General features: G+C 57.3%; 9 protein-coding genes. 8 read left to right on the top strand and 1 reads right to left on the bottom strand.

Features of this window, described 5'->3' with window-relative positions:
- Nucleotides 1-2 precede the first annotated feature (2 nt).
- The 8 genes from sdhA to brnQ all read left to right on the top strand — a co-directional run bounded on the left by sdhA (nt 3) and on the right by brnQ (nt 12478).
- A complete protein-coding gene (gene sdhA, locus K5D32_RS22035) occupies nt 3-1775 on the top strand; it encodes a succinate dehydrogenase flavoprotein subunit (RefSeq protein WP_221575973.1) in 1773 nt (590 codons plus the stop codon).
- Nucleotides 1776-1786: 11 nt separating this feature from the next.
- Nucleotides 1787-2491, top strand: coding sequence for a succinate dehydrogenase iron-sulfur subunit (locus K5D32_RS22030; protein WP_117164259.1), 705 nt, complete (start codon nt 1787-1789; stop codon nt 2489-2491).
- Between the two features lie 259 nt (nt 2492-2750).
- Nucleotides 2751-5582 carry a 2-oxoglutarate dehydrogenase E1 component gene (locus tag K5D32_RS22025; protein WP_221575972.1) on the top strand — a complete coding sequence of 944 codons (2832 nt, stop codon included), beginning with the start codon at nt 2751-2753 and terminating at the stop codon, nt 5580-5582.
- Between the two features lie 41 nt (nt 5583-5623).
- A complete protein-coding gene (odhB, locus tag K5D32_RS22020; protein ID WP_221575971.1) occupies nt 5624-6856 on the top strand; it encodes a 2-oxoglutarate dehydrogenase complex dihydrolipoyllysine-residue succinyltransferase in 1233 nt (410 codons plus the stop codon).
- Between the two features lie 169 nt (nt 6857-7025).
- Nucleotides 7026-8462 carry a dihydrolipoyl dehydrogenase gene (lpdA, locus tag K5D32_RS22015; protein WP_221575970.1) on the top strand — a complete coding sequence of 479 codons (1437 nt, stop codon included), beginning with the start codon at nt 7026-7028 and terminating at the stop codon, nt 8460-8462.
- Between the two features lie 208 nt (nt 8463-8670).
- Entirely contained in the window at nt 8671-9837 is a 1167-nt protein-coding gene (sucC, locus tag K5D32_RS22010) for an ADP-forming succinate--CoA ligase subunit beta (RefSeq protein WP_025260629.1), read from the top strand.
- Entirely contained in the window at nt 9837-10721 is an 885-nt protein-coding gene (gene sucD / locus K5D32_RS22005) for a succinate--CoA ligase subunit alpha (protein WP_221575968.1), read from the top strand. The genes sucC and sucD overlap by 1 nt, the downstream gene beginning before the upstream one ends.
- A 443-nt stretch (nt 10722-11164) precedes the next feature.
- Nucleotides 11165-12478 carry a branched-chain amino acid transport system II carrier protein gene (brnQ, locus tag K5D32_RS22000; protein ID WP_221575967.1) on the top strand — a complete coding sequence of 438 codons (1314 nt, stop codon included), beginning with the start codon at nt 11165-11167 and terminating at the stop codon, nt 12476-12478.
- A gap of 109 nt (nt 12479-12587) precedes the next feature.
- On the opposite strand, the gene K5D32_RS21995 is transcribed toward brnQ, so the two are convergent.
- Entirely contained in the window at nt 12588-12845 is a 258-nt protein-coding gene (locus K5D32_RS21995; protein ID WP_200995080.1) for a hypothetical protein, read from the bottom strand.
- Between the last annotated feature and the right edge of the window lie 319 nt (nt 12846-13164).

The following is a 13164-nucleotide window of genomic DNA, read 5'->3' as shown; positions in this document are numbered from 1 at the left end:
TCATGGCTAACACAAATACACTTTCCTTCGACGCCATCATCATCGGTGGCGGCGGCGCTGGCATGCGCGCTGCCTTGCAGCTGGCTCAAGGTGGTCACAAGACCGCTGTTGTCACCAAGGTATTCCCGACTCGCTCGCACACCGTTTCGGCACAGGGCGGCATCACCTGCGCAATCGCTTCGGCCGATCCGAACGATGACTGGCGCTGGCACATGTACGATACCGTCAAGGGTTCCGACTACATCGGTGACCAGGACGCTATCGAATACATGTGTTCCGTAGGTCCGGAAGCGGTCTTCGAGCTCGAGCACATGGGCCTGCCATTCTCCCGTACCGAACAGGGTCGCATCTACCAGCGTCCTTTCGGTGGTCAGTCCAAGGACTTCGGTAAAGGTGGTCAGGCTGCACGTACCTGCGCCGCTGCCGACCGTACCGGTCACGCTCTGCTGCACACCCTGTATCAGGCCAACCTGAAGGCTGGCACCGTATTCCTGAACGAATACTATGCAGTGGATCTGGTGAAAAACCAGGATGGCGCCTTTGTCGGCATCATCGCTATCTGCATCGAAACAGGTGAAACCTCCTACATCCGCGCCAATGCAACCGTACTGGCGACCGGTGGTGCAGGTCGTATCTACTCGTCCACCACCAACGCCCTGATCAACACCGGTGACGGTGTCGGCATGGCCCTGCGTGCCGGTGTTCCTGTCCAGGACATCGAAATGTGGCAGTTCCACCCGACCGGTATCGCCGGCGCAGGTGTACTGGTTACCGAAGGTTGCCGTGGTGAAGGTGGTTACCTGATCAACAAGCACGGCGAGCGTTTCATGGAGCGTTATGCTCCGAACGCCAAGGACCTTGCCGGTCGTGACGTTGTTGCCCGTTCCATGGTTAAAGAGATCATCGCCGGTAACGGTTGTGGTCCGGATGGCGACCACGTGATGCTCAAGCTCGATCACCTGGGTGAGGAAGTGTTGCACAGCCGCCTGCCGGGCATCATGGAGCTGTCCAAGACCTTTGCTCACGTCGATCCTGCTCTGGCTCCGATCCCGGTTGTTCCGACCTGCCACTACATGATGGGCGGCATCGCCACCAACATTCATGGTCAGGCGATCACCCAGGACGCTGCTGGCACTGATCAGATCATTCCTGGTCTGTTCGCTGTGGGTGAAGTGGCTTGCGTATCCGTGCACGGTGCCAACCGTCTGGGTGGCAACTCGCTGCTCGACCTGGTGGTCTTCGGTCGTGCTGCCGGCCTGCACCTTGAGCAGAGCCTGCGTGAAGGCGTCGACTACCGTCGTGCATCCGAGTCCGACGTTGATGCTGCCCTGGCGCGTCTGTCCGGTCTCAATGAGCGCACCACCGGTGAAGACGTTGCTTCGCTGCGTAAAGAACTGCAAAGCTGCATGCAGAACTACTTCGGTGTATTCCGTACCGGCGAATACATGCAGAAGGGTATTGCCCAGCTGGCTGGCCTGCGTGAGCGCATCGCCAACGTCAAGATCAACGACAAGAGCCAGGCGTTCAACACTGCCCGTATCGAAGCGCTTGAACTGCAAAACCTGCTGGAAGTTGCCGAAGCCACGGCGATTGCTGCAGAACATCGTAAGGAATCGCGCGGCGCCCACGCCCGTGAAGACTTTGAAGATCGCGATGACGAAAACTGGCTGTGCCACACCCTGTACTTCCCGGGTGACAAGCGCGTAGCCAAGCGTGCCGTGAACTTCTCGCCAAAAACTGTTCCGACTTTTGAGCCTAAGATTCGGACTTATTAAGGGTGACCGATATGTTGCAAGTCAGTGTTTATCGTTACAACCCTGATCAGGACGCTGCGCCGTTCATGCAGGAGTTCCAGGTCGATACCGGTGGCAAGGACCTGATGGTTCTTGACGTGCTGGCTCTGGTCAAGGAACAGGATGAAGGTTTCTCGTACCGTCGCTCCTGCCGCGAAGGCGTGTGTGGTTCCGACGGCATGAACATCAACGGCAAGAACGGTCTTGCCTGCATCACTCCACTGTCTTCCGTGGTCAAGAATAACAAGCTGGTAGTGCGTCCATTGCCTGGTTTGCCGGTTATTCGTGACTTGGTAGTGGATATGAGCATCTTCTACAAGCAATACGAGAAGGTGAAGCCTTTCCTGCAGAACGATACTCCGGCTCCGGCCATCGAGCGTCTGCAGTCTCCGGAAGAGCGCGAAAAGCTGGATGGTCTGTACGAGTGTATTCTGTGCGCTTGCTGCTCGACTTCCTGCCCGTCCTTCTGGTGGAACCCGGACAAGTTCCTCGGTCCAGCTGCACTGCTGCAAGCCTATCGCTTCCTGGCTGACAGCCGTGACACCCGGACTTCAGAGCGTCTGGCTTCGCTTGATGACCCGTTCAGTGTTTTCCGCTGCCGCGGGATCATGAACTGCGTGAACGTTTGCCCTAAAGGTCTCAACCCGACCAAGGCAATCGGCCACGTACGTAACATGCTTCTGCAAAGCGGCGTCTGATTTATCGCAGTACCGCAACACCGTTGCACGTAAAGTAGCTGCGGCGCAGGCTTCAACCGGCGTCGTGGCTTTAACCTGAGCAGTGGCTCGCAAGGCTGCCGCTCTTATTTTGAAGAAATGAGACCAGCAGGGGCATCCGGGCTGGTACCCGGGCTATCTGCGTGATCCTTAGTGACTTGATATGGTCGCTGCACACGACTGTTTCATGTTTGCTATGGCGTCTTCGCCGGTGGTGTCCCCTTACCGAGGGTGACCAAGCATGCAAGAAAGCGTGATGCAGCGCATGTGGAACAGTGCCCACCTTTCCGGTGGTAACGCTGCCTATGTGGAAGAGCTTTATGAGCTCTACCTGCACGACCCTAACGCTGTGCCAGAAGAGTGGCGCACCTACTTTCAGAAGTTGCCAGCAGACGGCAACTCTGCCACCGATGTATCGCATTCCACGATTCGCGATCATTTCGTGTTGCTGGCCAAAAACCAGCGCCGCGCCCAGCCGGTATCTGCCGGAAGCGTGAGCAGCGAGCACGAGAAGAAGCAAGTTGAAGTATTGCGACTGATCCAGGCATATCGTATGCGCGGCCATCAGGTTGCCCAGCTCGATCCGCTGGGTCTGTGGCAGCGTCCTGCCCCGGCCGATCTGTCGATCAATCACTACGGCTTGACCAATGCCGATCTTGATACGACTTTCCGTGCCGGCGACCTGTTCATCGGCAAAGAGGAAGCGAGCCTACGCGAAATTCTCGAAGCGTTGCAGCAGACATATTGTCGCACCATCGGTTCGGAGTTCACGCACATCGTTGATTCCGAGCAACGCAACTGGTTCATGCAGCGTCTTGAAAGCGTGCGTGGCCGTCCTGCGTTCTCTGCTGAAATCCAGGGTCATCTGCTTGAGCGTGTTACGGCCGCTGAAGGTCTGGAAAAATACCTGGGCACCAAATACCCAGGCACCAAACGCTTTGGTCTGGAAGGCGGCGAAAGCCTGATTCCGATGCTGGACGAGCTGATCCAGCGCTCCGGCTCCTATGGCACCAAGGAAGTCGTGATCGGCATGGCCCACCGTGGCCGTCTGAACGTGCTGGTCAACACCTTCGGCAAGAACCCGCGCGAGCTGTTCGACGAGTTCGAAGGCAAGAAGAAAGTGGAGCTGGGCTCCGGTGACGTTAAATATCACCAGGGTTTCTCTTCCAACGTAATGACCGCAGGCGGTGAAGTTCACCTGGCCATGGCATTCAACCCGTCCCACCTGGAAATCGTTTCTCCGGTGGTCGAGGGTTCCGTGCGTGCGCGTCAGGATCGTCGCAACGATCCGAACGGTGACAAGGTTCTGCCGATTTCCCTCCACGGTGACGCTGCGTTCGCAGGTCAGGGCGTGGTCATGGAAACCTTCCAGATGTCGCAGACCCGCGGCTTCAAGACTGGCGGCACGATCCATATCGTCATCAACAACCAGGTTGGTTTCACCATCAGCAACCCGCTGGACTCGCGTTCCACCGAGTACGCCACCGACGTTGCCAAGATGATCCAGGCTCCGATTCTCCATGTGAATGGCGATGACCCGGAAGCCGTGGTGTTCGTGACCCAGCTGGCTATCGATTACCGCATGCAGTTCAAGCGTGACATCGTGATCGATCTGGTTTGCTACCGTCGTCGCGGTCACAACGAAGCGGACGAGCCTAGCGGTACCCAGCCGTTGATGTACCAGCAGATCACCAAGCAGCGCACGACTCGCGAGTTGTACGCCGAGCAGTTGATCAAGACCGGTGTTCTCACTGAAGAGCGTGTGCAGGCCAAGATCGACGACTATCGCAATGCGCTGGACAATGGTCAGCACGTTGTGAAAAGCCTGGTCAAGGAGCCGAACAAGGAACTGTTCGTCGACTGGCGTCCGTATCTGGGTCATGCCTGGACTGCGCGTCATGACACGCGTTTCGACCTCAAGACCTTGCAGGAACTGTCTGCCAAACTGATGGAGCTGCCAGAAGGCTTCGTCGTTCAGCGTCAGGTCCAGAAGATCTACGAAGACCGTCAGAAGATGCAAGCCGGCGGCCTGCCGATCAACTGGGGTTACGCCGAAACCATGGCGTATGCGACCCTGGCGTTCGAAGGTCACCCGATCCGCATGACGGGTCAGGACATCGGTCGCGGTACGTTCTCGCACCGTCATGCTGTCCTGCACAACCAGAAAGACGCAAGCACTTACATTCCTCTGAAGAACCTGTTCGCCGGTCAGCCGCGTTTTGACCTGTACGACTCGTTCCTCTCCGAGGAAGCGGTACTGGCTTACGAATACGGCTACTCGACCACTGAGCCTAACGCTCTGGTCATCTGGGAAGCCCAGTTCGGCGACTTCGCCAACGGCGCGCAAGTGGTCATCGACCAGTTCATCACCAGTGGCGAGCACAAGTGGGGCCGTCTGTGCGGTCTGACCATGCTGTTGCCTCACGGTTATGAAGGGCAGGGGCCTGAGCACTCGTCCGCACGTCTTGAGCGTTATCTGCAACTGTGTGCCGAGCACAACATTCAAGTGTGTGTGCCGACCACTCCAGCGCAGATCTACCACTTGCTGCGTCGTCAGGTCATCCGTCCGCTGCGCAAGCCGCTGATCGTGCTGACGCCAAAGTCGCTGCTGCGCCACAAACTGGCGATCTCGACCCTGGAAGAACTGGCTGAAGGCTCGTTCCAGACCGTGATCCCGGAAGTCGATGCGCTCGATCCGGCCAAAGTGACCCGTCTGGTTCTGTGTGGCGGCAAGGTTTACTACGACCTGCTGGAAAAACGCCGTGCCGAAGGCCGCGAAGACATCGCAATCGTACGTATCGAACAGCTGTATCCGTTCCCTGAAGACGATCTCATGGAAGCGATCGCGCCTTACACCAACCTGCAGAACGTAGTGTGGTGTCAGGAAGAACCGATGAACCAGGGTGCCTGGTACAGCAGTCAGCACCACTTGCGTCGCAGCATGAGCAACCATAACCGCAGCCTCGTTCTCGAGTATGCCGGTCGTGATGCTTCTGCAGCGCCAGCTTGTGGTTATGCTTCGATGCATGCCGAGCAGCAGGAAAAACTCCTGCAAGATGCCTTCACTGTTTAACGCCTTCGAGCATTAGAAACCGAATTAAGGAATTACAGATAATGGCTATCGAGATCAAAGCCCCCTCTTTCCCGGAATCCGTTGCCGACGGCACCATTTCCAAGTGGCACAAGCAACCGGGCGAAGCGGTAAAACGTGACGAGCTGCTGGTCGATATCGAGACTGACAAGGTTGTACTTGAAGTCCTGGCCGAAGCTGACGGCGTGCTGGCATCGATCGTGAAAGGCGAGGGCGACATCGTCCTGTCCAACGAAGTGATTGCGACCCTGGATGCCGGTGCTACCGCATCTGCTGCTCCTGCGCCTGCCGCCGCGGCTCCTGCTGCTGCACCGGCCCAGGCCGCTGCGTCGGCTGCTGACGAAGATGCAATCGCAGCACCTGCTGCTCGCAAGCTGGCTGAAGAAAACGGCATCAACCTGGCCAGCATCAAAGGCACTGGCAAGGACGGTCGCGTCACCAAGGAAGACGTGGTTGCCGCTGTTGAAGCCAAGAAATCCGCACCGGCCGCTGCTCCTGCTGCCAAGCCTGCTGCAGCCGCTGCTGCAGCTGCTCCTGTGCTGGCTGCTGGCGATCGCGTCGAGAAGCGTGTACCGATGACTCGTGTACGTGCCACCGTTGCCAAGCGTCTGGTTGAAGCCCAGTCGAACATGGCGATGCTGACCACGTTCAACGAAGTGGACATGACCGAAGTCATGGCCCTGCGCTCCAAGTACAAGGACCTGTTCGAGAAGTCTCACAATGGCGTGCGCCTGGGCTTCATGTCGTTCTTCGTCAAGGCAGCTACCGAAGCGCTGAAGCGCTTCCCGGCAGTCAACGCTTCGATTGATGGCAACGACATCGTTTACCACGGTTATTCCGACATCGGTGTTGCCGTTTCCAGCGATCGTGGTCTGGTCGTACCGGTTCTGCGTAACGCCGAGCTGATGAGCCTGGCTGAAATCGAAGGCGGCATCGCAACCTTCGGCAAGAAGGCCCGTGACGGCAAGCTGTCCCTGGACGAGATGACAGGTGGTACCTTCACCATCACCAACGGTGGTACCTTCGGTTCGATGATGTCGACTCCGATCGTCAACCCGCCACAGGCCGCGATTCTGGGCATGCACAACATTCTGCAGCGTCCTATGGCGGTCAATGGTCAGGTCGTGATTCGTCCGATGATGTATCTGGCTCTGTCGTACGATCACCGTTTGATCGACGGTAAAGAAGCGGTAACCTTCCTCGTTACCATCAAGAACCTGCTGGAAGATCCGGCTCGTCTGCTGCTGGATATCTGATGGAGCAGCTCCGGGCTGCAAGCGGCAAGCTGCAAGAAAAAGCAGTTTGGCGTATGGCCCGGGGCTCGCAGGTAGCATCTAATGAAGGGCTGCAAGCCGGTTTCGTGGAAAGCCACTGATCGGTTTGCAGCTTGCAGCTTGAAGCTCGCAGCTAAAAGGAATCTTTTTTATGTCCCAGAAATTCGACGTGGTAGTGATTGGCGCAGGCCCTGGCGGTTATGTTGCCGCCATCAAGGCTGCGCAACTTGGTTTCAAGACTGCCTGCATCGAGAAGTATCAGGACAAGGAAGGCAAACTGGCCTTGGGCGGTACCTGCCTGAACGTTGGTTGCATTCCTTCCAAGGCTCTGCTGGACAGCTCCTGGAAATTCTACGAAGCCAAGAACGGCTTCGGCGTTCACGGTATTTCGACTTCTGACGTCACCATCGACGTTCCTGCAATGGTTGGCCGCAAGTCCACCATCGTCAAGAACCTGACTGGCGGCGTTTCCAGCCTGTTCAAGGCCAACGGCGTGACCACTCTGCAAGGCCACGGCAAACTGCTGGCCGGCAAGAAAGTCGAGCTGACCGCTGCTGACGGCACCGTTGAAATCATCGAAGCCGAGCACGTGATCCTGGCTTCCGGTTCGCGTCCGATCGACATTCCACCGGCTCCGGTCGACCAGAAAGTCATCGTCGACTCCACCGGCGCCCTGGAATTCCAGGCAGTACCAAAGCGTCTGGGCGTGATCGGCGCTGGCGTTATCGGTCTGGAACTGGGCTCGGTATGGGCTCGTCTGGGTGCTCAGGTAACTGTCCTGGAAGCTCTGGACAAGTTCATCCCGGCCGCTGACGAAGCTGTTTCCAAGGAAGCGCTGAAAACCTTCACCAAGCAAGGCCTGGACGTAAAACTGGGCGCTCGCGTGACCGGTTCCAAGGTCAATGGCGAAGAAGTCGTGGTCAGCTACACCGACGCCGCTGGCGAGCAGTCGATCACTTTCGACCGCCTGATCGTTGCTGTTGGTCGTCGTCCTGTGACCACCGACCTGCTGGCTGCTGACAGCGGCGTGGACCTGGATGAGCGTGGTTTCATCTATGTCGACGACTACTGCACCACCAGCGTACCGGGCGTTTACGCCATCGGTGACGTGGTTCGTGGTCTGATGCTGGCGCACAAGGCGTCGGAAGAGGGCATCATGGTTGTCGAGCGCATCAAGGGTCACAAGGCCCAGATGAACTACAATCTGATTCCTTCGGTTATCTACACTCACCCGGAAATCGCATGGGTTGGTAAAACCGAGCAGACCCTGAAGAGCGAAGGCGTTGAAGTCAACGTCGGCACCTTCCCGTTCGCAGCCAGTGGCCGTGCCATGGCAGCCAACGACACCGGCGGTTTCGTCAAGATCATCGCCGATGCCAAGACCGACCGCGTATTGGGCGTTCACGTCATTGGCCCAAGCGCTGCCGAGCTGGTACAGCAGGGCGCGATTGCAATGGAATTCGGTAGCAGTGCAGAAGACATCGGCATGATGGTCTTCTCGCACCCGACTCTGTCCGAAGCGCTTCACGAAGCGGCCCTGGCTGTGAATGGCGGTGCCATCCACATCCAGAACCGTAAAAAACGCTAAGACAACAAGAGAAACCACGACGGACTGCCCGTCGTGAGCCTTGCGAGCAAGACTCACCGCGGAAAGTCCGTCGGACTCGACCTCTCAGGCGGCTCCAGGGTGTTGAATGACACCCCTGGGGTCATCCAGGAGTAGCGGTCACAGGTGGTGCGGCACAATGAATGTGCAGCACCGAATGCGCAGTACTTAAACGAAGACGGTAATAAGCATGAATCTTCACGAGTATCAGGGTAAGCAGCTGTTCGCTGAATACGGCCTGCCAGTATCCAAAGGCTACGCAGTCGACACCCCGGAAGCAGCAGCAGAAGCTTGCGACAAGATCGGTGGTACCGAGTGGGTCGTCAAGGCCCAGGTTCACGCTGGTGGTCGCGGTAAAGCGGGCGGCGTCAAGCTGGTTCGCAGCAAAGAAGACGCAGCAGCTTTCGCACAGCAATGGCTGGGCAAGCGTCTGGTGACTTACCAGACCGACGCCAACGGTCAGCCAGTGACCAAGATCCTGGTTGAATCCTGCACTGACATCGCCAAAGAGCTGTACCTGGGCGCTGTAGTCGATCGTTCCAGCCGTCGTATCGTGTTCATGGCTTCCACCGAAGGTGGCGTGGACATCGAGAAGATCGCTCACGACACTCCTGAAAAGATTCTCAAGGCCACTATCGATCCACTGGTTGGCGCTCAGCCATTCCAGGGTCGCGAGCTGGCTTTCCAGCTGGGTCTGGAAGGCAAGCAGGTTGCCCAGTTCGCCAAGATCTTCATCGGTCTGGCCAAACTGTTCCAGGATCACGATCTGGCCCTGCTGGAAGTGAACCCGCTGGTGATCAAGGCTGACGGCGATCTGCACTGCCTGGACGCCAAGATCAACATCGACGCCAACGCCATGTACCGTCAGCCAAAGCTGAAGGCTTTCCACGATCCATCCCAGGATGATCCGCGCGAAGCTCACGCTGCCAAGTTCGAACTGAACTACGTAGCGCTGGAAGGCAACATCGGCTGCATGGTCAACGGTGCCGGTCTGGCCATGGGTACCATGGACATCGTCAACCTGCATGGCGGCAAGCCAGCCAACTTCCTTGACGTTGGTGGTGGTGCTACCAAAGAGCGCGTTACCGAAGCGTTCAAGATCATTCTGTCCGACACCAATGTCGCAGCAGTACTGGTCAACATCTTCGGCGGCATCGTTCGTTGCGACATGATTGCCGAAGGCATCATCGGTGCAGTGAAAGAAGTCGGCGTTAAAATCCCGGTTGTTGTTCGCCTTGAAGGCAACAACGCTGAGCTGGGCGCTAAAGTACTGGCAGAAAGCGGTTTGAACATCATCGCGGCTACCAGCCTGACCGACGCTGCTCAACAAGTTGTCAAAGCTGCGGAGGGCAAGTAATGAGCGTTCTGATCAATAAAGACACCAAGGTTATCTGCCAGGGTTTCACTGGTTCGCAAGGTACCTTCCACTCCGAACAAGCCATTGCCTACGGCACCAAAATGGTTGGTGGCGTGACCCCAGGCAAAGGTGGCACCACTCACCTGAACCTGCCAGTGTTCAACACTGTGAAAGAAGCTGTAGCGGCTACCGGCGCTGACGCATCGGTCATCTACGTTCCGGCTCCTTTCTGCAAGGACTCCATCCTTGAAGCAGCTTTCGGCGGCATCAAGCTGATCGTCTGCATCACCGAAGGCATTCCTACCATCGACATGCTGGAAGCCAAGGTCAAGTGCGACGAGCTGGGTGTAATCCTGATCGGCCCTAACTGCCCAGGCGTTATCACTCCAGGCGAGAGCAAGATCGGCATCATGCCAGGTCACATTCACTTGCCAGGCAAGGTCGGTATCGTGTCGCGTTCCGGCACCCTGACCTACGAAGCTGTGAAGCAGACCACTGACGCCGGTTTCGGTCAGTCCACCTGCGTCGGTATCGGTGGTGACCCGATCCCGGGCTCCAACTTCATCGACATCCTGAAACTGTTCCAGGAAGACCCGAAGACCGAAGCGATCGTCATGATCGGTGAGATCGGCGGTTCGGCTGAAGAAGAAGCGGCTGCCTACATCAAGGCAAACGTGACCAAGCCGGTTGTTTCCTACATCGCTGGTGTGACTGCTCCTCCGGGCAAGCGCATGGGCCACGCAGGTGCAATCATCTCCGGCGGTAAAGGTACTGCAGACGAGAAATTCGCTGCACTGCAAGACGCTGGCGTGAAAACCGTGCGTTCCCTGGCAGACATCGGCAAAGCCCTGGCTGAGCTGACTGGTTGGGAAGTCAAGAAGTAAGCTTCGGCTGACTGATTGATGCTTCAGCAAAGGCCACCTTCGGGTGGCCTTTGTGCGTCTGGGCGGTCATACCGCCAAGTAGGAGCGGACTTGTCCGCGAGACGGCATTCCAGGCGATGCATGTCTTTGGGGTGTACCGTCCTTTTCGCGACTGAAGTCGCTCCCACGAAAAATACGTTCCTAGCTGTTTGTCATATCTGGCTTTCGCGAGTTTCATGCACGAATGAATCGTAAATCGCTACATTCAAGTGCGGCTCGTCACTCCTGCGCTCTTTTCTAGTGCGTTTTATTGCCCGTTTCGTTAGGCTAGCAACCTTTTAGCGTCGTCCGTTTCCCACAAGGAAACCTGGCGCCTGTTGCCAGCCTTAAAAGGGTAGGCATTGTTTCCCTGACCCTCGGGAATCCTCTCTTTTAATCCTGATTTGGCAGTGTGGTTTTCCTCGATGAAAGTGTTGAAAGGCCAGGACGTCCTGGCACTGGGTTTCATGACATTCGCCCTGTTTGTGGGCGCCGGTAATATCATCTTCCCGCCTATCGTCGGTCTGCATGCCGGACCCCATGTGTGGATGGCTGCGCTGGGCTTTCTGGTCACGGCTGTAGGCTTGCCGGTCGTCACCGTCATTGCCCTGGCCAAGGTCGGTGGTGCGATGGATGACCTCAGCAGCCCTATCGGCAAGGTGGCCGGAGGCATTCTGGCAGCGGCCTGTTATCTGGCTGTCGGTCCGCTCTTTGCGACCCCGCGTACAGCCACCGTGTCCTTTGAGGTCGGTCTGGCACCTTTGACAGGGGAGAGCCCGCTGGCGCTGTTCCTCTACAGCCTGATTTATTTTCTGGTGGTGTTCTGGGTTTCCATGTACCCAGGTCGTCTGCTGGACACCGTTGGCCGTTTCCTGGGCCCTCTGAAGATCATTGCGCTGGCGGTGCTCGGTGTTGCAGCCTTCATGCTTCCGGCGGGTGATGTCGGGCCGGCTGAGGCGGCCTATGTAGCTGCACCTTTTTCCCAGGGCTTCATCAATGGCTACCTGACCATGGATACGCTTGGGGCTCTGGTGTTCGGCATCGTCATCGTCAATGCCATCCGTTCGCGAGGCGTCGAGTCGCCACGTCTGATTACCCGCTATGCAATCATTGCCGGTCTAATCGCTGGCGTGGGTCTGGCGCTGGTTTACATCAGCCTGTTCCGCCTGGGTTCCGGCAGCCATGCGGTGGCTGCGGGTGCGACCAATGGCGCGGCTGTGCTGCATGCTTATGTGCAACATACCTCGGGCTCGTTGGGCAGTGGTTTCCTGGCGGTGCTGATTTCGTTGGCCTGTCTGGTGACTGCCGTGGGTCTGACCTGTGCCTGTGCCGAGTATTTCAGCCGCGTTCTGCCGCTGTCCTACAAGACGCTGGTCATCCTCCTGGCGCTGTTTTCCCTGCTGGTGTCCAACCTTGGCCTGACCAATCTGATCCAGTTCTCGATTCCGGTGCTCACGGCGATCTATCCGCCGTGCATCGTGCTGGTCGGTCTGAGCTTCTCCAAAGGGCTATGGAACAGTCAGGGGCGTGTCATCGCTCCGGTCATGCTGGTTTCCCTGCTGTTCGGCATTATCGATGCCCTCAAGGGTGCCGGACTTGCCGAGTACCTGCCGGGTGTACTGGCAAATCTGCCGCTGAGCGAGCAGGGGCTGGCCTGGCTGGTGCCTTCGGTGATTACCCTGTTCGGTGCTGTGGTATTCGATCGCATCGCCGGCAAGCGCAGTGAAGCGTTGGCATGATGCTGTAAGGAGTTAATACGCTGGTGTAATGACTGTTTTACAGTCGCACATAATAAAGCCCGTTGAATAACGGGCTTTATTGTTTCTATTGGAGACCCTCGGGCGTGCCTTATTTGGCTGGTGCTGTCTCTGGCGCCTGGGCAGGAGCTTCAGCGGCGCGCTGTTGTGCGGCTTCCGCATTCTTCTGGGCAGCTTCCTGGCTTTCCTTGGCCGCATCATTCACTTTTTCCTGAGCCTTCTCCATCGACTCCTGGGATTGTTGAGCTGCCTTGTTGGCTTCTTGCTGAGTGTTTTCGGATTTTTTGTCGCAGGCGGCAAGACCCAGGGTGGCAGAAAGCATCAAGGCATAGGCTAAAGATTTACGCATGGGGTATTTCTCCTTATTGATTAACTACTTGCCTGAGAGCACAGGCGTGTAAGTTAAGTTCCAACGGATTATCGGAATATCCAATGCACCTGTTTCGTCCCCCTTACAGGCATGAGTTCGCTGTCGACGAGCCGGGATTCCATTGGCAGAGGTGGCTGTCTTGCCGATGAGACGGCCGCTTGCCCATACCTTGCGTCGACGCTTTTGCAAGGACGTCTTCGTAGAGAAGAATTGCCGTTGATGTTTTTGCGCTCTTGAAATCCTGCCTCCAGCCCCCACTTTGATGACTACCCGCTGCCACGCAGGCCTTGGTCTGGAT

The organism is Pseudomonas cichorii, assembly GCF_019719005.1.
GTDB classification, from domain to species: domain Bacteria; phylum Pseudomonadota; class Gammaproteobacteria; order Pseudomonadales; family Pseudomonadaceae; genus Aquipseudomonas; species Aquipseudomonas cichorii_E.
This window is presented reverse-complemented; position numbering and strand designations above follow the sequence as displayed.